The sequence below is a fragment of the Domibacillus tundrae genome, assembly GCF_000970675.1.
GTDB classification, from domain to species: Bacteria; Bacillota; Bacilli; order Bacillales; family Domibacillaceae; genus Domibacillus; species Domibacillus tundrae.
On sequence record NZ_LAJA01000004.1, the window covers coordinates 1 to 20,215 of the forward strand.

Consider the following 20,215-nt stretch of genomic DNA (forward strand, 5'->3'; position numbering starts at 1 on the left):
TTCTAGCATTTGATCCTTGGGCCTGCAGGAAGCAGGTCACAAATGCGTTGCGACAGGGACGTCGTGATTCTAGCATTTGATCCTTGGGCCTGCAGGAAGCAGGTCACAAATGCGTTGCGACAGGGACGTCGTGATTCTAGCATTTGATCCTTGTATATGAAAGGAGGAAAAACGATGCTTGAAACCAGCCATCCGCTTAATCAGCCAATCAGTGTATTGAAAGGAGCGGGGAAAGAAGCTCAATTGTCACTGTCCTCTATTGGCGTGCTGACTGTTGGCGATTTAATGGAATTTGTTCCAGCCCGCTATGATGATATGCGGCTGAAAAACCCCGAAGAAGCGGCCCATGATGAAAAAGTAACAATCGAAGGCGTGATTCAAACAGAGCCGTCAGTCATGTATTACGGAAAGAAAAAATCACGCCTGACGTTTAAAATGCTGTCTGGGTCCCATTTGATTAACGTAACGTTTTTTAATCAGCCTTATTTGAAGAAAAAAGCGGCTGTTGGCGATACAGTAACCGTGACTGGAAAGTGGGACCGTCACCGGCTGGCGATTTCCGGACAGATGATGGAGACCGGCGCCTATTCGCGTGGAACTGATTTTGAAGCGGTTTATTTGCTGCGTAACGCGCTCCCGCTTAAGCAATTTCGAAAACTCGTCAAGCAGGCGATCGACTTGTACGGTGATTACATTGAAGAAACATTGCCGGTCCGCTTGACTGAGCAGTATCGGTTGATGGAAAGAAAAGAGGCGATTCGGGCGCTTCACTTTCCGGAATCACACGATGAAATGAAGCAGGCGCGCCGCCGATTTGTGTATGAAGAATTCTTTTATTTTCAGCTGAAAATGCAGGCGCTCCGAAAAACGATTCGGGAGCAGTCCGGCGGAATCATACAAAAATATGACCTTGCCAGGCTGAAGAAATTAATTGACTCGCTTCCTTTTGAATTAACCAATGCACAGAAAAAAGCCGTTAATGAAATTTGTGCGGATATGAAGGCGCCGTACCGGATGAACCGGCTGCTGCAAGGAGATGTCGGCAGCGGCAAAACAGCGGTAGCCATACTAGCACTCTATGCATCGGTAACAGCTGGATTTCAAGGTGCTTTAATGGTGCCAACTGAAATTTTGGCTGAGCAGCATGCGAAATCGCTTCATGACATGCTTGAGCCATTTGGTATTTCGACCGCTTTGTTAACAGGCACAGTAAAAGGCAAACGCCGGAAAGCGCTGCTTGGCGCCCTTCAAGCAGGCGACATCGATATTTTAATTGGGACACATGCGCTTATACAGGATGATGTTATATTTCATAATCTCGGACTTGTGATCACAGATGAACAGCATCGGTTTGGCGTCAACCAGCGCCGGGTCCTCCGGTCAAAAGGAGAAAACCCAGACGTTTTGTTTATGACTGCAACGCCAATTCCACGGACACTTGCTATTACCGTTTTTGGTGAAATGGATGTGTCGATCATTAACGAAATGCCTGCAGGCCGAAAAGCGATTGAAACGTACTGGGCGAAAGAAGAGATGCTTGGCCGCGTTCTTGATTTTACGGAAAAAGAGCTTCAAAAAGGACGGCAGGCATATGTTATTTGTCCACTCATTGAAGAATCAGAAAAGCTCGATTTCCAAAATGCACTTGATGTCCATGCGCAGCTGACAAGCCATTTTCACGGGAAATTTACTGTCGGTCTTATGCATGGGCGATTAAGTGGCGAAGAAAAAGAAACTGTGATGAAATCGTTCAGCGTAAATGACCTAAATATTTTAGTATCAACGACTGTTGTGGAAGTCGGTGTGAATGTGCCAAATGCGACAGTCATGATTATTTATGATGCTGAACGATTCGGCCTGTCACAGCTTCATCAGCTGCGTGGACGTGTTGGACGGGGCTCGGAGCAGTCATATTGTATGCTTATTGCCGACCCGAAATCCGAAACCGGCAAAGAGCGCATGACTGCGATGACAGAAACAAATGATGGATTTGTATTAAGTGAAAAAGACTTGGAACTGCGCGGACCCGGCGATTTTTTTGGCCGTAAGCAAAGCGGTCTGCCTGAATTTAAAATGGCGGATATGGTGCACGACTATCGAGCGCTTGAAACCGCACGAGAAGATGCCAATACGTTGATCAATGATCCAGCTTTTTGGACGAACGATGAATATCGCCATTTGCGTAGCGCTTTGACCGATTCCGGCGTGCTCGCCGGCGAAAAGCTTGATTAAGAATGCAAGTTGCCTCTTGCATTCTTTTTTTGTTATCTTTATACTGTTTTTTAGTACCTAGTCCTAATATCGGATGGTGGGATGAAAGATGAAACAATCAAAAAAAGAACGTCAGGAGCGTCTGCAAAAAACGATTCAGGAAAATCCGTTTGTGACCGATGAAGAACTGGCGCAGGAATTTAGCGTAAGCGTTCAAACGATTCGGCTTGATCGAATGGAGCTGTCCATTCCGGAGCTGAGAGAACGCATTAAATATGTAGCAGAGAAAAACATGCAGGATGAGATCCGCTCGCTTCCAATTGAAGAAGTGATTGGCGATATTATTGATATCGAATTGGACAAAAGCGCCATTTCGATTTTTGATGTAAAAAAAGAGCACGTGTTTACACGCAATGGCATTGCGCGCGGCCATCATTTATTTGCGCAAGCCAATTCATTGGCTGTAGCAGTCATTAATGATGAACTGGCATTGACAGGTAAAGCTGAAATCCGGTTTACGCAGCCGGTTAAAGAAGGCAGCCGCATCGTTGCAAAAGCAAAAGTCACGCGATCTGAAAAAGGACGAACCATTGTAGATGTGGCGAGTTTTGTTGGCAGTGATCTTGTATTCCGGGGTGAGTTCTCGATGTTTCGCGCACCATCTGTAGAAAAGGAGGAAAAAGATGAAACTGGCAATTGATGCAATGGGCGGTGATCATGCGCCTGAGCAAATTATTTTTGGTGTCAACCGGGCATTGAAAGAATTACCGGAACTGGAATTAATGATCTTTGGAGATCAAGAGAAAATTCAGCCGCTTTTAGATGCAGGCAGCCGGGTGGAAGTTGTTCATTCACCGGATGTTATTCTTGGTACAGACGAACCCGTTCGGGCCGTTCGTCGAAAAAAACAGTCATCCCTCGTTATGATGGCTGAAGCTGTGGCGAATAAAAAAGCAGCTGCTTGCGTGTCAGCGGGTAATACGGGTGCGCTTATGGCAGCAGGATTATTCGTTATCGGCCGTATTGACGGGGTGGAACGGCCAGCTTTGGCGCCAACGTTTCCGACTGTTGACGGCAAAGGATTTGTCATGCTCGATGCCGGAGCGAATGCAGATGCAAAGCCGGAGCACTTGCTGCAATATGCGGTGATGGGTTCTGTTTATGCTGAAAAAGTCCGCGGCATTGAAAAACCGCGCATCGGGTTATTAAACATCGGAACGGAAGAAAAAAAAGGGAATGAACTAACAAAGGCGGCATATAAACTGTTAAGTGATGCGCCCGAAATGAACTTTATCGGCAACGTTGAATCGCGTGAGCTGTTGAACGGAGTGGCGGACATTGTTGTGACAGATGGCTTTACTGGCAACATGGTGTTAAAAACGATTGAAGGCAGTGCACTGTCTATTTTCTCTATGTTAAAAACAGCGTTAACCGCTTCAACAAAATCAAAGATTGGTGCCTTGCTTTTAAAAGATGAATTGAGGGGCTTGAAAAATAAAATGGATTACGCTGAATATGGCGGCGCCGGTTTATTTGGCTTAAAAGCGCCTGTTATTAAAGCACACGGATCATCTGACGCAAATGCTTTTTATCATGCAATCGAACAAGCTCATAAAATGGCGCAGGCGAATGTGCCGGCTATTATTGAATCACAAATTGCCAGTGGGAAGGAATGACGAAACAGATGGGGAAAATCGCGTTTGTATTTCCGGGACAAGGTTCCCAAATGGTCGGCATGGGAAAATCACTTGCTGATCAGCATGCATATATAAAAGAGATGCTTCAAAAAGCGGATAAAAAACTCGGCTATTCATTAACGGACATTATGTTTAACGGACCGGAAGAAAAGCTGACGCTCACATCAAACGCGCAGCCAGCTCTTTTAGCAGTCAGCATGGCTGTGTTAAAACGGTTTGAAGAAGAAGGTATTATACCAGACTTTACTGCCGGTCATAGCCTCGGAGAATATTCTGCTTTAGCAGCAGCTGGCGCGATTACATATGAAGAAGCGGTTTATGCGGTTCATCAGCGCGGTAATTTAATGGAAGAAGCAGTACCGGCCGGCCAAGGCGCAATGGCAGCGGTGCTTGGCATGGAACGAGCGGCACTTGAAGAAGTGTTAGCACAAGTTTCAAAAGGCAGCGATATAGTGGCAGCAGCCAATTTTAACTGCCCGGGTCAAATTGTGATTTCAGGGTCAAAAGAAGGTGTTGAAAAAGCATCTGAACTTCTAAAAGAAAAAGGCGCGAAACGAGTCATTCCATTAAATGTAAGCGGTCCTTTTCATTCGCCGCTTATGGAACCTGCTGCTGAAAAGTTACAGTTAGTACTTGATGAGGCAAATATTCAACCGAGCCAGATACCGGTCATTGCCAATGTGAATGCACAGCCGGTTACCGATGCAGAGACCATTAAAGAAAACCTTGTGAAACAGCTGTATTCACCGGTTTTATGGGAAGACAGCGTGCAAACGATGCTTGAGGCAGGAGTTGACACGTTTATTGAAATCGGTTCAGGTACCGTTTTGTCCGGCTTAATCAAAAAAGTAAATCGGCGTGTTCGGACGTTCGCCATCAGCGATGAAGAATCGATTGTAAAAACAGTGGCAGCACTGAAGGAGGAAACGGAATGAATCTTGAAGGGAAAACAGCACTTGTCACAGGCGCGTCCCGTGGCATCGGTAAAGCCATCGCATTAGAACTTGCCTGTCACGGTGCGGATGTTGCAGTCAATTACGCTGGGAATGAACAAAAAGCAAAAGAAGTAGCCGATGAAATCCAAGCAATGGGACGACGTTCATTTATCGTTCAATGCGATATTTCAGATAGTGATGCTGTACAGGCGATGGTAAAAGAAACAGTTGCTCAATTTGGCCGCCTTGATATTTTGGTGAACAACGCGGGCATTACGCGCGATAACCTGATTATGCGTATGAAAGATCAGGAGTGGGATGACGTTATTAACACGAATTTAAAAGGTGTTTTCCTATGTACAAAAGCGGTTACCCGCCAGATGATGAAGCAAAGAAGCGGCCGGATTATTAATATTTCTTCGGTTGTCGGCCGGATCGGAAATGCAGGTCAGGCCAATTACACGGCAGCTAAAGCAGGTGTAATCGGCTTAACAAAAGCGTCTGCGCGTGAGCTCGCTGCACGTGGCATTACCGTCAACGCAATTGCTCCTGGCTTTATCGCAACAGATATGACGGATAAACTGCCGGCAGAGGCAAAAGAGCAGCTGATCGGCCAGATTCCTCTTGGAACGCTCGGTGATACTGCTGACATCGCCGCCGCGGCTGCATTTTTAGCAAGTGATGGCGCTAAATATATTACCGGGCAGGTGCTCGGTGTCGACGGCGGCATGGCGATGTAAGAAAAAGCGTGTTTTGACGGATTGAATCGTCTATAATACTTGAGGGGAGGTGAATCATAGTGGCAGATGTATTAGAACGTGTAACAAAAATTATCGTCGATCGTCTAGGTGTCGAAGAATCACAAATCAACCTTGATGCAAAATTCAAGGAAGATCTTGGCGCAGATTCTTTAGATGTTGTTGAGCTTGTAATGGAGCTTGAGGACGAATTCGATATGGAAATTTCCGATGATGATGCGGAAAATATTACGACGGTAGGCGACGCTGTAACGTACATAAACAGCAAAAACTAATCGTCCATTAACGGCAGATCCGGCTAATCGGGTCTGCTTTTTTAATTCTCTTTGCGCTATACATTTTTTTCGGCTAAACTATTTTTGTGTGCATTTTAACATTGCGGAGGAACAAGAATGAAAAAAACAAATCGGGAGCAGCGTTATTCCGAACGGAAAAATATGGAGTTTCATGAATTTCAAGAGGAAATGGACATCCATTTTCAAAACGAATCGTTATTAAAGCAGGCATTTACGCATTCATCATATGTGAATGAGCATCGGAGAAAACCGTATGAAGATAATGAGCGGCTGGAGTTTTTAGGAGATGCTGTTTTAGAACTGACTGTTTCGCAATTTTTATATAAAACATATCCGGTTATGTCAGAAGGGGAATTAACGAAACTCCGGGCAGCGGTCGTTTGTGAACCATCACTGGTCACATTTGCGAACGAGCTTGAACTCGGCAAGCTCATCTTGCTTGGAAAAGGGGAAGAGATGACTGGAGGAAGAATGCGGCCCGCTCTTTTAGCAGATGTATTTGAAGCATATATTGGCGCCCTTTACTTAGATCAGGGAATGGAAGCGGTTGTTCCTTTTCTGGAAAAGATCGTTTTTCCGAAAATCAGCGCCGGTGCTTTTTCTCATGTGATGGATTTTAAAAGCCAGCTGCAGGAATTTGTGCAGCGTGAACTTAAAGGGGCGCCATCGTATCGGATATTAGAAGAAAAAGGCCCTGCGCACAATAAAGAATTTATTACAGAAGTTTCGTTAAATGGCACCGTGCTCGGCCGTGGTGCCGGACGGTCAAAAAAAGAAGCAGAGCAATTTGCAGCGCGCATGGCGCTTGAACATGTAAAACAATCGAAGTAGGAGACAGGTGGATAGACATGATCCTGAAAAAGCTTGATATAGCGGGATTTAAATCATTTGCAGGGAAAATAACCATCGACTTTATGCCCGGTGTGACAGCTGTTGTCGGGCCGAATGGTTCAGGGAAAAGCAATATTACCGAAGCGATTCGCTGGGTGCTTGGTGAACAGTCCGCTAAAAATTTGCGGGGCGGAAAAATGGAAGATGTTATCTTTTCCGGAAGTGATTCGAGAAGGCGGCTGAATGAAGCGGACGTGACCATTACGCTCGATAATCGGGATGGGGCACTTCCGCTTGATTACAGTGAAGTAAGCATCACGCGCCGCGTAAATCGAAATGGCGACAGTGGGTTTTTTATCAATAAACAAAGCTGCCGGCTAAAGGACATTATTGAATTGTTTATGGACTCCGGACTTGGCCGCGGTGCATTTTCTATTATCGGACAAGGACGCGTCGATGAAATTTTAAACAGCCGTCCTGAAGAACGACGGTCGATATTTGAAGAAGCGGCTGGTGTGCTGAAATATAAAACCCGCAAAAAACAAGCGGAAATAAAGCTTGCTGAAACAGAAGAAAATGTCAGCCGTGTGCAGGACATTTTATATGAGCTGGAGCAGCGGGTAGAACCGCTGGAAATTCAGGCGGCTGCAGCAAAAGATTTTCTTGAAAAAAAAGCAGAATTAAAAGAAGTGGAAGCATCTGTCTGGGCGCATGATATTGCCGAGTCACATGCAGAATGGGAAGAACGAAAAAAGGACCGGCATCATCAAGAAGGGCAGATTACCTATTTTAGTGAAGAGGCGGAAAAAGCTGAATCACACATCCGGACATTAGAACAGGAAGTGAAAAAGCTTTCACTTCAAGAAGAATCGACCCAGCAGAAGCTTATGACTATTATTGAATCACTCGAAAAAATTGAGGGAAGACGGCGTTTGATGGATGAACGCCAAAAAAATGCTTCTTATAATGAAGAAAAGCTCGTCCAATCGATGAAGGAAGCGGAAGAAAAAGAAGCTTCGTTAAAACAAGCATTAGCGGAAGTAAAAACGTTGTCCGAAACAAAAAAGCAGGCGTTTGGGACATTAAAGAAAGAAGCAGCGGAAAAAGAAGCACTGCTGCGCGCTTTATCCCAAAACAGCGGCGATACACTTGAGTCGCTCAAAGCAGATTACATTGACCATTTAAGCAAAGAAGCAGCCGCTAAAAATGAGCTGATTGAAATTGACCGCCAGCTTGAAAGGCTGACGGCCCGGTTTGAGCGGCTCGGCGGGCACAACGATCAATATTTGTCTGAACGAGCCGCGCTTCAGCAAGAACAGGAGCAAATTGAAAAAGCACGTTTGTCAGCAGAACAAAAGCTTGATGAACATACGACCGCTTATCGTGGGGCAAAACGGGAGCGGAATGAAGTAAAAGAATCGCTTGAAAAAAAACGAAATGCTTTATATAAGGCATACCAAATTTTGCAGGAAGCGTCGTCCCGCCGTGATCTTTTAGTCTCAATGGAAGAAGACTATTCGGGCTTCTTCTCTGGTGTTAAAGAAGTATTAAAAGAGAAAAAAGGCCGTCTGTCCGGCGTGATTGGCGCTGCCGCTGAATTAATCCGGGTGCCGAAACAATACGAACTGGCAATTGAAACAGCACTTGGCGGTGCCCTTCAGCATATTATTGTGACCGATGAGCCAGCTGCCAGAAAAGCGATCACTTTTTTAAAGCAGCATAAATATGGCAGGGCGACGTTTTTGCCGCTGTCAACCGTAAAAGAAAAATCTGTTCCGGATCATGTATTAGCATCTGTCCGGCACGAGAACGGTTTTCTCGGAACAGCTGTGGAACTGACGGACTACGATGAGCAGTATGCGCGCGCAGCCCGCCACTTACTGGGAAATGTCATCATTGCAGCAGCACTTGAAGAAGCAAACAACATCGCTCGTAAAGTGAATCATCGGTATCGCGTTGTAACAGTTGAAGGTGACGTGGTGAATGCCGGGGGCTCAATGACCGGGGGCTCAATGAAAAAAACAGGTGCGTCGCTGCTTGGCCGCAAAAATGAACTAGAAACGTTAAACGGACAAATTGGACAGATGGAGCAAAAAACAGCTCAAGTGGAAAAAGAAGTGAAAGCATTTCAGATTCGCGCCGCTGAATGCGACCAACTCGTCGGGCGGCTTGAGGAAACAGGCGAGCTGTATCGGCAGGGACTTCAGGAAGCAAAAAATCAGCAGCTGGAATGGTCCTTTAATGAACAGTCGATTAACGACCGGCTCGCTGTATATGACGCGGAAAAACGAGAGTTTCAGGAAGAAAAAGACCGGCTTGAGCAGCGGAAACACGAAGCATTCAAGCTTTTATCCGAAAAACAGCAAGCGATTCACCTGCTGGATAATCAAATGGCTTCGATCGAACAAAAGCAAAAAACAGACTCCTCCGAACGGGACCGGCTGGCGGAGCAGGTCAATACGCTCCGTCCACAAATAGCGGTGCTTGAAGAACAACTTGCATATAACAATCAGCAGGAAAACCGGCTGCGTATGGAATTGACAGATGTCCAAAAGCAGCTGAAGCAGCTGAAAGATGAACAAGCGTTTATGGAAAACGAGCGATCTGACAGTGGATCGACCGGATTGACACTTGCACAGCAGTCGGATGAACTGGCAATTGAAAAAGACCGGCTTGTGAAACAAATTGCCTCGTTTAAGGCAGAACGAAATGACAAAGCGCAAAAGTTGGAAGAGGAAGCGGCTTCGCTGCAAGAATCACGCCGCCTGCTGAAAGGCTTGACAGAATCAGTGCGTGGGCATGATGTAGCCATTGCCCGTTTAGATGTTGAGATTGATACGTGGCTGCAAAAGCTAAATGAGCAATACGGCATGTCATTTGAAGAAGCGGAGCGACTGTATCCTTTGACCCGCCCAATTGACGAAGCGAGACGGAACGTGCGACTCATTAAAAAAGCAATAGAAGAACTGGGCGATGTGAATATTGGCGCTATTGAAGAATATGAAACGACGTTTGAACGGGTGGCTTTTTTGCGTGGTCAAAAGGAAGACTTGGAAGAAGCGAAATCAACACTTCGGGACGTTATGAGCGAAATGGACATTGAAATGATGCGCCGTTTTTCGGAAACATTTGAAGCGATTAAAGCTGAATTTCAGCCGGCATTTATTCAGCTGTTTGGCGGCGGCCGGGCGGAATTGAAATTGACGGACCCGAAAGATATTCTGAATTCAGGTGTCGATATTTCGGCGATGCCTCCGGGGAAAAAACTGCAGCACTTAAGCTTACTGTCGGGTGGCGAGCGGGCGCTGACAGCGATTGCGCTCCTATTTGCGATTCTGCGCGTGCGGCCGGTGCCATTTTGTATTCTAGATGAAGTGGAGGCAGCACTCGATGAAGCGAACGTTCACCGATTCAGCCGTTATTTAAAAGAGTTCAGTGAAGAAACGCAATTTATCGTTATTACGCATCGTAAACAGACGATGGAAGAAGCGGATGCACTGTATGGAGTTGCCATGCAGGAATCCGGAGTTACAAGTCTTGTATCAGTGAGACTTGAAGAAGCGGCAGTGACATAATAAAAGAAAGGATGAAAACGATGAGCTTTTTTAAAAAATTAAAAGAGAAACTTTCCGGCTCGCAGGAGCAGGAACAAACGACGGAAAAATATACGGAAGGGCTAAAGAAAACACGGTCCGGCTTTTCCGAAAAAATGAATAACTTATTTGCACGCTACCGCAAGATCGATGAAGATTTTTTTGAAGAGCTTGAAGAAATTCTGATTGGTGCGGATGTTGGGTTTGATACAGTGGTGGAGTTGATTGATGAACTGAAGCTGGAAGTGAAACGCCAAAACACAAATGAACCCGAAGCGCTCCGGGAAATCATTACTGAAAAATTTGTGGGTATTTACGCTGGCGATGATGAGATGTCATCTGAATTAAATATTCAAGAAACAGGATTAACGGTCATCTTGTTTGTTGGTGTCAACGGCGTCGGAAAGACAACAACAATTGGCAAACTTGCGCACCAATTTAAAACGGAAGGCAAAAAAGTGATGCTTGCGGCCGGCGATACGTTCCGCGCGGGCGCGATTGAGCAGCTCGAAGTATGGGGGGAACGGACTGGCGTAGATGTTATTAAGCAGGCGGAAGGATCCGACCCGGCGGCCGTCATGTATGACGCTGTACGCGCAGCTAAGTCACGAGGCGCCGATATTTTATTATGTGACACAGCCGGACGTCTGCAAAACAAAGTCAATCTTATGAACGAACTGCAAAAAGTAAAGCGCGTAATTGAACGGGAAATTCCAGAGGCGCCTCATGAAGTCCTGCTCGTTGTAGATGCGACAACGGGACAAAATGCACTCATTCAGGCAAAAACGTTTAAAGAAGCGACGGCTGTATCGGGTATTGTGCTGACAAAGCTTGACGGGACAGCCAAAGGCGGTATCGTACTTGCCATCCGGAAAGAACTTGGCGTACCGGTTAAATTTGTCGGTCTTGGCGAAAAAATGGACGATCTGCAGCCGTTTGATGCCGAAAAATACGCTTATGGACTGTTTGCCCAGGCATTTGAACAAAAAGAATCCGAGTCAGAGGATGAAACAGCCGAATAATCGGCTGTTTTTCACCTTTCTTGACAGAAAAGACAGAAGCAGGTACACTATTTTAGTGTAAAGGCTTTTCACTTAACAAAGGAGGGACAGCCGTGCTTGAAAAAACGATGCGGATGAATTATCTGTATGATTTTTATCAGATGCTTCTGACCGACAAACAGCGCAGCTATATGTCCCTATACTACCTGGATGACTATTCGCTCGGCGAAATTGCCGATGAATATGGAGTGAGCCGCCAGGCGGTCTATGATAATATAAAACGTACAGAAGCAATGCTTGAAGAATATGAAGCGAAATTAATGCTGCTAAAGAAATTCCAAGAGCGCCAGGCGTTAATTGATCAGCTGAAAGAGCGAGCTGATGAAAACATGCTGAGAGTAATCGAGGCGATTGAGGAGCTTGAATAGGGGGACTGCATGATGGCATTTGAAGGATTAGCCGAACGACTGCAAGGAACAATGCAGAAAATCCGCGGCAAAGGGAAAGTATCCGAATCCGATGTAAAAGAAATGATGCGAGAAGTACGTCTTGCTCTTTTAGAAGCGGATGTTAACTTTAAAGTCGTCAAAGAATTTGTCAAAAAAGTAAGCGAGCGTTCTGTCGGCCAGGAAGTGATGAAAAGCTTAACGCCAGGCCAGCAGGTCATTAAAGTCGTTAAAGAAGAATTAACAGAATTAATGGGCGGCGAAGAAAGCCGGATAAGCACAGCAAAGCGCCCGCCAACCGTCATTATGATGATCGGGCTGCAAGGGGCCGGGAAGACGACAACGACCGGAAAGCTTGCGAACCTGCTTCGTAAAAAGTATAATCGGAAGCCGCTGCTCGTTGCGGCGGATATTTATCGTCCAGCGGCGATTAAACAGCTGGAAACGCTAGGGAAACAGCTTGATATGCCTGTTTTTTCACTTGGTGATCAAGTGAGCCCGGTTGAAATTGCCAAGCAGGCGATTCAAAAAGCAAAAGATGATCATTTGGATTATGTCCTGATTGATACAGCCGGCCGCCTTCACATTGATGAAGGGTTAATGGATGAGCTAAAACAAATTAAAGACCTGTCATCGCCAGAAGAGATTTTTCTCGTCGTCGATTCAATGACCGGCCAGGATGCCGTAAATGTAGCGGAAAGCTTTAATGAGCAGCTTGGCATTACCGGTGTTGTGCTTACAAAGCTCGATGGGGATACACGTGGCGGAGCTGCATTGTCGATCCGCGCTGTAACCGGAAAGCCAATCAAATTTGTCGGGATGGGTGAAAAACTAGACGCTCTTGAGCAGTTTCATCCAGAGCGGATGGCGTCCCGTATTCTAGGGATGGGCGATGTGCTATCGCTTATTGAGAAAGCCCAAACAAATGTGGATGAGACGAAAGCAAAAGAGCTGGAACAAAAAATGCGGACGATGTCGTTTACATTTGATGACTTTTTAGAACAGCTGGGGCAGGTGCGTTCAATGGGACCGCTCGATGAAATTTTAAAAATGCTTCCGGGCGCAAACAAAATGAAAGGCTTAAACAATGTGCAGGTTGACGAAAAACAAATCGGCCGTGTTGAAGCGATCATCCGCTCCATGACAAAGAATGAAAAACAGCAGCCGGAAATTATTAATTCTGGTCGTCGTAAGCGGATTGCCCGCGGTTCCGGTACATCGATTCAGGAAGTAAACCGTTTGTTAAAACAGTTTGAAGACATGAAAAAAATGATGAAACAAATGTCTTCGATGCAGCAAAAAGGCAAGAAAAAAGGCGGCATGCCAAAGCTTCCTTTTATGTAATCTAAAACAGATTTAATCTGTAAAGAAAAAACACTTTACAACACTTTAACTATTTGGTATTATTCTATCTTGTGTGAAACTATTTCGGAGGTGCTTATTAGCATGGCAGTAAAAATTCGTTTAAAACGTATGGGTGCAAAAAAATCCCCATTCTATCGTATCGTAGTAGCTGACGCCCGCGCGCCGCGTGATGGCCGTTCAATTGAAACAATCGGAACATACAACCCGGTTACTCAGCCAGCAGAAGTGAAAATCAATGAAGAGCTTGCGCTTAAATGGCTTCAAGATGGTGCGAAACCGTCTGATACAGTCCGCAATCTTTTCTCAAAAGAAGGTCTTATGGAAAAATTCCATAATGCCAAATATAGCAAGTAAGCTATTACGAGACAACAGTTCCCCAAAAGAATTTTCTTTTGGGGAATTGCCATTTTTGTTCCATGTAAAGGAGCGGTGGGGATGCACATTTTACAAACAGTATCAGTCGTTCAAGTGGTAACAGATTCCCTGAAACAAATGCGAATGGATGCATATGAACAGCAAAAGCGCCGGTTAGAGAGGGAAACAGCCCAGCTGTTATTCGAAAAGAAAAAAGCGGAGCGCGGCGGCTCTAAGCAAGCGGAAGCAGCGGCCCGGTTTCAAATTGAAATTGATCAGCGCCATGAAAAATTAGCAGTGGTGGAATTTCAAATGAGCCAGCTTGACCAGCTGCCGCTTGGCACTGAACTGAAAGAACGGGACATTCAATCGATTGTTGATATAAAAGCCGGTGATCGTTTTGATGGAAAAACCAGTGGCACAATCGTTGTAAAAGATGGCATCATTATCGAAATCCGCACCGAGGGGTGAAAAAATGAGCAAATGGTTTAACGTTGGAAAAATTGTCAATACACATGGCCTGCGCGGGGAAGTCCGTGTTTTGTCGCAGACAGACTTTCCTGAAAAAAGGTACAAAAAAGGAAGCGAACTAGCAGTTTTTAAACAAGGAGATAAGGAAGGCACTCCAGTTATTGTCGCATCGTATCGTACTCATAAAACCTTTGATCTGTTAACTTTTGAAGGCTATTCATCGATTCAAGACGTGGAGCCGTTTAAAGGCGCTGTCTTAAAAGTCCATGAAGCGCACCTGGGCGATTTGGATGAAGGAGAATTTTATTTTTATGAAATCGTCGGCTGTGAAGTGAAAACAGCTGCAGGTGACGTGATTGGTGTCGTGAAAGAAGTGCTTACGCCCGGCGCCAATGATGTGTGGGTTGTGCAGAACGGCGCCAAAGAAGTCTATATTCCTTATATCGATGACGTCGTGAAATTGGTTGATCCAGATGAAAAGCTCATCATCATCGAGCCGATAGATGGATTGCTCGAATGAAAATCGATGTATTAACATTGTTTCCGGAAATGTTTGAAGGAGTTTTTTCTGCTTCCATTATGAAAAAAGCAGCTGATAAAGGGAAAGCCACATTTCGGGCTGTGAACTTCCGGGATTATGCGGAAGGAAAGCATAAAGTGGTCGATGATTATCCGTATGGCGGCGGAGCAGGAATGGTTTTAAAGCCGCAGCCGCTTTTTGACGCAGTTGATGACTTGAAAAAAACAGCGGAGAACCCCCGCGTTATTCTGATGTGTCCACAAGGCGAACGATACACGCAACAAAAAGCCGAGGAGCTTTCAAAAGAGAAGCATCTTATCTTTTTATGTGGACATTACGAAGGATATGATGAAAGAGTCCGCCAGCATCTTGTCACTGATGAAATTTCGATTGGGGATTATGTATTAACAGGCGGCGAGCTTGGTGCGATGGTTGTGGCAGACAGTGTCGTCCGGCTGCTGCCAAGTGTACTTGGAAATGAAGACTCGGCAGTGCAGGATTCGTTCTCATCCGGGCTTTTGGAGCATCCCCACTATACGCGGCCGGCTGATTTCAGAGGCATGAAAGTACCCGATGTGCTCCTGTCCGGCAACCATAAACATATTGACGAATGGCGCCGTGAAGAGTCATTAAAGCGTACATTGGAACGACGTCCGGATTTATTAGAATTGATTGAGCTGACAAAAGAAGAACAGCAGCAAATTAATTCATGGAAAATACGAAAATAAGTTGATTTCAATATAAGAATATGATAAAATTTTGGAGTCAGTGTGCAAAATAACACACTGCATTACAACGGTGTTCCGCTGTCGTGATTGCGCGGGTATGAGCATTTGTTAGAAGGAGAGGAAAACACAATGAACAAATTGATTCAAGAGTTAACACAGGAGCAGCTTCGTTCCGATCTTCCAGCATTCCGTCCCGGAGACACTGTACGTGTACACGTTAAAATTGTCGAGGGTACACGTGAGCGGGTTCAGTTATTTGAAGGCGTTGTAATCAAGCGTCGCGGCGGCGGCGTAAGCGAAACTTTCACAGTGCGTAAGATTTCTTACGGTGTGGGCGTTGAGCGTGCATTCCCGCTTCATACACCGAAAATCGAGAAAATCGAAGTAATGCGCCGTGGTAAAGTTCGTCGTGCGAAATTGTACTACTTGCGTAACCTACGCGGTAAAGCAGCGCGCATTAAAGAAATCAGATACTAGGATGTTAAAAGGAGTCTGCCTGCAGACTCCTTTTTCTTTCAGGTTTTACACACATCATGATATGATGGATGTACTTAGAATGAAGGTGGTGCCAGCATGGCTGAAGGGAAAAATGAATTTTGGGAATGGACAAAAGCACTGTTGATCGCAGTCGGGCTTGCTGCTCTTATCCGTTATTTTATTTTTGCACCGATTGTGGTCGATGGACTTTCGATGATGCCGACGCTTGAAAGCGGAGATCGAATGATTGTCAACAAACTCGGCGATCCAGATCGTTTTGATATCGTCGTTTTTCATGCGCCGGAAAATAAAGATTACATAAAACGGGTGATCGGCCTTCCTGGCGAAACAGTCGAGTATAAAGATGATGTGCTGTATGTAAACGGCAAAGCAATCGATGAACCGTATTTAGATGAATACAAAAGCGAAGTAACAGATGGACCGCTTACGCCGGACTTTACACTCGCTGAAATTACCGGGCAGGAAACGGTGCCGGAGGGTGAGATTTTTGTGCTCGGCGACAACCGGCGCTTTAGTAAAGATGGACGCCACATTGGCACAATCAAAATAGATGAGATTGTTGGTGAAACAAAATTTGTCTACTGGCCGTTTGATCAGGTTCATCTAGTAGACTAAACGGACAGAAAGGAATGTGTAAGCTTGACGATACAGTGGTTTCCCGGCCATATGGCCAAAGCAAGACGGCAAGTGACCGAAAAATTGAAGCTCGTTGATATTATTTTCGAACTGGTTGATGCGCGTCTGCCGTTGTCTTCACGCAATCCAATGATCGATGAAATTTTAAATCAAAAACCACGGCTCGTTATTCTTAATAAAGAGGACATGGCGGACCCGGTGATTACAAAAGAATGGATCAATTATTTTAAAGAGCATGGTGTTGAATCGGTTTCGGTTAATTCACAAGCCGGGAATGGGCTTGATAAAATAGTGAAAGCAGCCGAAAACATTTTAAAAGAAAAATTCGACCGGATGCGTGCACGAGGTATAAAGCCACGTGCGATGAGAGCAATGATTGTCGGCATTCCCAATGTCGGAAAGTCGACACTCATTAACCGTATCGCGAAGAAAAACATTGCCAAAACCGGAAATATGCCGGGTGTAACGAAAGCGCAGCAGTGGATTAAAACTGCAAGAAATCTGGAGCTTCTTGATACGCCGGGTATTTTATGGCCGAAGTTCGAGGACCCGGAAACTGGCTTTAAGCTGGCCTTAACAGGAGCGATTAAAGATTCAATTTTAAACTTGCAGGACGTCGCAATTTGGGGTTTGCGATTTCTTGAAAGCCGATATCCGTCCAGATTGGAAGAACGATATGGCTATAGGGAGCTGCCGGATGATATGGCAGCTGTATTTGAACAAATTGGAGGGCGGCGGGGATCCTTATCCCCGGGGGGCGGCATAGATTATGACAAAGTCACGGATATTATTATCCGTGATGTGCGCACAACGCAATTTGGCCGTCTTACATTTGATATTCCCCCAAAAAAAGCGTGAAGGATTTCCTTCGCGTTTTTTTGTGGAAAAAAAGAATGAGGAGCCGATAATAAACGTAAGGAGCAAAGTGAAAATGAAAAACGAAACGATTGCCCAAATAAAAGAACAACTCGTATCGATTACGACGTTAGAAGATAAGCGGCTCATCCAATGGACCATGGATGATAGAAGCGGTGTTCAAGCAGCTGTTAAAGCGTGCAAGCGCCGCATTCAAAAAAATAAAGATGAGCAGGAACGGCTGCATCAAATAATGGCGTATGAGCGAAACGCTATGAAACAAGGAATGCAGCTGATTGCCGGAATTGATGAAGCAGGAAGAGGGCCGCTTGCCGGTCCTGTTGTAGCGGCTGCTTGCATATTGCCGAAAGATTTTTTGCCGGAAGGGTTAAATGATTCGAAAAAAGTAAAAGAGTCTGTTCGGGACGAATTATACGCGCTCATTATAGAAAAAGCCATAACAGGTGTCGGTATCGTCAGTGCAGAAGAAATTGATCAAATCAATATTTACGAAGCGGCAAAAAAAGCGATGGTTCTTGCTGTGAATGGACTTTCAGAACAGCCGGATCATCTGCTTGTTGATGCGATGACGCTCCCATGTGCAATTAGCCAAGAATCGATTATAAAAGGGGATGCAAAAAGCGCCTCCATCGCTGCAGCATCCATCATTGCCAAAGTGACGCGCGACCGACTTATGAAACAATATGCGATTGAATATCCCGGATACGGATTTGAGAAAAATATGGGGTACGGAACGAAAGAGCATTTAAATGGACTGCAGACACTCGGCATTACACCACAGCACCGTAAAACGTTTGCACCAATAAAAGAGATGATTTAAATGACAAAGCATAAAGCGGGGTGAAGACGCATGGAAATTGGCCAACAGGCAATACAAAGAGGGCTAAGAGTGCAGCAAGGGCGTAATCCGGTTGAAATGTTAAAAGAAGGACAAATTTTTTCCGGCAAAGCCATCAAGCTTTTGCCGGGTCAAATGGCGGAGCTCGCCGTGCTTGGGCAAAAAATAACGGCACAGTTAGAAGTGCCGCTGCAAATGGGAGAACGTTATTTTTTTCAAGTGGCTTCTCTTAATAAAGGAATCCAGCTCAATGTTCTGACGGACTATGCGCCGTTTCACCGGTCCGCGGATCAAGCGTCCATGCTGCTTGAAAAGCTGCAGATTCAGCCGACAAAAGAAAACATTGCTTTTACGACAGCAGCAATTGAAAATGGAAAGACACTGTCTAAAGAGCTCATTCAAACGGTGTCAGGCTGGCTGGGGAAATCCGGATTAGCAGATGGGACAGAAGTACTCCGTTTTATGATGAACCGCAATTTGCCGATGACGGAAAACGTTTTTCAAGCTCTTGTGGCAGCCCGTTCACCAGATTCGATGACGGAAAAAATGGTTTCCCTGCAGCAAATGCTTCCACAAAACAGTGTTGATAACAAAAATGCTGTCGAGGCCATTAGCCGGCTGCTTGGGGAAAAGCCTTCTAGTGCCCATAGTTTTCAAGGCAGTCCAAATGAAAAAGCAGCCCAGTTAGCCCTGGCTCTGCAAAGTACAAATCCATCATTAAAAGCAGCAGCTATTGGAGTACTTCATCAATCGCTTGCGCCTGGCGCTGCCATGACAGGAGGAAGCGGAGAGGAATCACTTGCTGCCATTGTAAGAAGCATCCCGATAACAAATCGTGGTGCAAATGAAGTGGCTGCACCCGTTCAAATGATAAAAGAAACACTTGTCCAACTTGTCAGCCGTCCCACGTCCCAAGAAGCGGTGGCGGTGTTTAAAGAAGCTGTTTCCTTATCGATTCCACTGCAGCACCCAGACCGTCTGGCAATGATGCAGCAATTAGCGCAGCTGACAGGTGAACTAAAAATGGGCCAGATGCCTGACGCGAAAATGACCGCGTCGTTGTTTCAGTTCGCTTCCTTAGCTGCTGCATCCATTCCCGATCAAGCAGCTGCGCGTATGGCTATGCTTCTCGGCGCAGAAACTCTTTCGTTCCCAGAACCGACAGCGAATGCGTCATTGCGCGATGCGTTTCGCTTTCTTGGACTGGATCATGAAGCAATGATTGCGTCAAAAAATAAGCCGGAAGCCGTGCCGCAAACTGTCAAGCAGGAATTGATTAAGCTGATGACGGAAACAATGCCTGTACCGGTCAGAGAAGCGGCAGAGCAGCTAGTCGGCCGTCTGAATGCTCAGCATATTTTATCTGCTGAATCTGGTCCGCTGCAGCAGCTCGTTATGCAGTCTCCTGTTCAATTCGGTGAATTTAAGGGAGATGTCACGATCAAGTGGCAAGGGAAGAAAAAAGAGGACGGGAAAATCGATGCCGATTTTTGTCGTGTTTTGTTTTACGTGGAAATGCCAAATTTACGAAATACGGTTATTGATATGCAAGTACAAAACCGGATCGTGCATATCAATATTAGTGTAGATGCACCTATCCCTCTCTTGAAAAAAATAAGCAGTCCGGCATTTGACTCTTTGAAAGAAGCACTTGAAGGAGGCGGGTACCGTCTGTCAGGGGTCCATTTTAAAGAACCATCCCTGCAAGAAGTTGAGGATAAATCAAAGCCGCCACTTGCCCGCATCATGGATGATGACGGCTATATGGGGGTGGATATCCGCATATGAATCGAACAAATCGTAAGCAGGCAGCAGCCCTGTCCTATAATCCGGATTCAGCGGGTGCACCAATCATAAAAGCAAAAGGAAAAGGAATCATTGCAGATAAAATTCTTGAATCTGCAAGAGAAAACAATATTCCGATTCAAGAAGACCCGGCACTTGTTGAACTACTCGGTCAGCTTGAAATAAATGAAGCGATTCCAGAGGATTTGTACCAGGCCGTCGCTGAAGTATTCGCGTTCGTGTACCGTCTCGATCGGCGTCTAGGTAAATAAACATTGTAAGCGTTTTGCAAAAAAAACGTTCTTGAAAAAAAGAGCGGGTTTTTTATGTTGAAAAAACTAGACATAATTTCTTTTTTTCTCTACAATGAAGTCGC

Annotated in this window: 21 protein-coding genes; all 21 read left to right on the top strand. The window is 45.4% G+C overall.

The window, feature by feature from the left end; genetic code table 11:
* The first annotated feature begins 174 nt into the window (after nt 1-174).
* Complete coding sequence (gene recG / locus VQ00_RS05405; protein ID WP_046179139.1) at nt 175-2,232, top strand: ATP-dependent DNA helicase RecG; 2,058 nt, start codon at nt 175-177, stop codon at nt 2,230-2,232.
* An 88-nt stretch (nt 2,233-2,320) separates the two neighbouring features.
* Nucleotides 2,321-2,911, top strand: a complete 591-nt coding sequence (gene fapR / locus VQ00_RS05410; RefSeq protein WP_046179140.1) for a transcription factor FapR — start codon at nt 2,321-2,323, stop codon at nt 2,909-2,911.
* Nucleotides 2,895-3,887, top strand: a complete 993-nt coding sequence (gene plsX, locus VQ00_RS05415; RefSeq protein WP_046179141.1) for a phosphate acyltransferase PlsX — start codon at nt 2,895-2,897, stop codon at nt 3,885-3,887. Before fapR ends, plsX begins: the two co-directional genes overlap by 17 nt.
* Nucleotides 3,888-3,895: 8 nt before the next feature.
* Nucleotides 3,896-4,843: an ACP S-malonyltransferase gene (gene fabD / locus VQ00_RS05420; protein WP_046179325.1), complete on the top strand. Its 948-nt coding sequence runs from the start codon at nt 3,896-3,898 to the stop codon at nt 4,841-4,843.
* The gene (fabG, locus tag VQ00_RS05425; RefSeq protein WP_046179142.1) at nt 4,840-5,583 is read left to right on the top strand and encodes a 3-oxoacyl-[acyl-carrier-protein] reductase; all 744 of its coding nucleotides are present in this window, start codon (nt 4,840-4,842) and stop codon (nt 5,581-5,583) included. The genes fabD and fabG overlap by 4 nt, the downstream gene beginning before the upstream one ends.
* A 59-nt stretch (nt 5,584-5,642) precedes the next feature.
* Nucleotides 5,643-5,876: an acyl carrier protein gene (gene acpP / locus VQ00_RS05430; RefSeq protein ID WP_045850123.1), complete on the top strand. Its 234-nt coding sequence runs from the start codon at nt 5,643-5,645 to the stop codon at nt 5,874-5,876.
* Between the two features lie 117 nt (nt 5,877-5,993).
* On the top strand, nt 5,994-6,728 hold the full coding sequence (rnc, locus tag VQ00_RS05435; RefSeq protein WP_046179143.1) for a ribonuclease III: 735 nt from the start codon (nt 5,994-5,996) through the stop codon (nt 6,726-6,728).
* A gap of 17 nt (nt 6,729-6,745) precedes the next feature.
* A complete protein-coding gene (gene smc, locus VQ00_RS05440) occupies nt 6,746-10,303 on the top strand; it encodes a chromosome segregation protein SMC (RefSeq protein WP_046179144.1) in 3,558 nt (1,185 codons plus the stop codon).
* A 20-nt stretch (nt 10,304-10,323) separates the two neighbouring features.
* Nucleotides 10,324-11,343: a signal recognition particle-docking protein FtsY gene (ftsY, locus tag VQ00_RS05445; protein ID WP_046179145.1), complete on the top strand. Its 1,020-nt coding sequence runs from the start codon at nt 10,324-10,326 to the stop codon at nt 11,341-11,343.
* Nucleotides 11,344-11,435: 92 nt separating this feature from the next.
* Nucleotides 11,436-11,750: a putative DNA-binding protein gene (locus VQ00_RS05450; RefSeq protein ID WP_046179146.1), complete on the top strand. Its 315-nt coding sequence runs from the start codon at nt 11,436-11,438 to the stop codon at nt 11,748-11,750.
* Between the two features lie 12 nt (nt 11,751-11,762).
* Nucleotides 11,763-13,112, top strand: a complete 1,350-nt coding sequence (ffh, locus tag VQ00_RS05455; RefSeq protein ID WP_046179147.1) for a signal recognition particle protein — start codon at nt 11,763-11,765, stop codon at nt 13,110-13,112.
* A 102-nt stretch (nt 13,113-13,214) separates the two neighbouring features.
* Nucleotides 13,215-13,487: a 30S ribosomal protein S16 gene (gene rpsP / locus VQ00_RS05460; protein ID WP_046179148.1), complete on the top strand. Its 273-nt coding sequence runs from the start codon at nt 13,215-13,217 to the stop codon at nt 13,485-13,487.
* 81 nt (nt 13,488-13,568) lie between these two features.
* On the top strand, nt 13,569-13,958 hold the full coding sequence (locus VQ00_RS05465; RefSeq protein ID WP_046179149.1) for a YlqD family protein: 390 nt from the start codon (nt 13,569-13,571) through the stop codon (nt 13,956-13,958).
* Nucleotides 13,959-13,962: 4 nt separating this feature from the next.
* A complete protein-coding gene (gene rimM / locus VQ00_RS05470; RefSeq protein WP_046179150.1) occupies nt 13,963-14,478 on the top strand; it encodes a ribosome maturation factor RimM in 516 nt (171 codons plus the stop codon).
* Nucleotides 14,475-15,206 (top strand): tRNA (guanosine(37)-N1)-methyltransferase TrmD, encoded by a 732-nt coding sequence (trmD, locus tag VQ00_RS05475; RefSeq protein WP_046179151.1) that lies wholly within the window; start codon nt 14,475-14,477, stop codon nt 15,204-15,206. Before rimM ends, trmD begins: the two co-directional genes overlap by 4 nt.
* 129 nt (nt 15,207-15,335) lie before the next feature.
* Nucleotides 15,336-15,683 (top strand): 50S ribosomal protein L19, encoded by a 348-nt coding sequence (gene rplS / locus VQ00_RS05480; RefSeq protein ID WP_046179152.1) that lies wholly within the window; start codon nt 15,336-15,338, stop codon nt 15,681-15,683.
* Between the two features lie 96 nt (nt 15,684-15,779).
* Complete coding sequence (gene lepB / locus VQ00_RS05485) at nt 15,780-16,319, top strand: signal peptidase I (protein WP_046179153.1); 540 nt, start codon at nt 15,780-15,782, stop codon at nt 16,317-16,319.
* Between the two features lie 24 nt (nt 16,320-16,343).
* On the top strand, nt 16,344-17,198 hold the full coding sequence (ylqF, locus tag VQ00_RS05490) for a ribosome biogenesis GTPase YlqF (RefSeq protein WP_046179154.1): 855 nt from the start codon (nt 16,344-16,346) through the stop codon (nt 17,196-17,198).
* A gap of 73 nt (nt 17,199-17,271) precedes the next feature.
* Nucleotides 17,272-18,036: a ribonuclease HII gene (locus VQ00_RS05495; RefSeq protein WP_046179155.1), complete on the top strand. Its 765-nt coding sequence runs from the start codon at nt 17,272-17,274 to the stop codon at nt 18,034-18,036.
* A 69-nt stretch (nt 18,037-18,105) separates the two neighbouring features.
* Entirely contained in the window at nt 18,106-19,842 is a 1,737-nt protein-coding gene (locus VQ00_RS05500; protein WP_046179156.1) for a hypothetical protein, read from the top strand.
* Nucleotides 19,839-20,111 carry an EscU/YscU/HrcU family type III secretion system export apparatus switch protein gene (locus VQ00_RS05505; RefSeq protein ID WP_046179157.1) on the top strand — a complete coding sequence of 91 codons (273 nt, stop codon included), beginning with the start codon at nt 19,839-19,841 and terminating at the stop codon, nt 20,109-20,111. Before VQ00_RS05500 ends, VQ00_RS05505 begins: the two co-directional genes overlap by 4 nt.
* Nucleotides 20,112-20,215 lie beyond the last annotated feature (104 nt).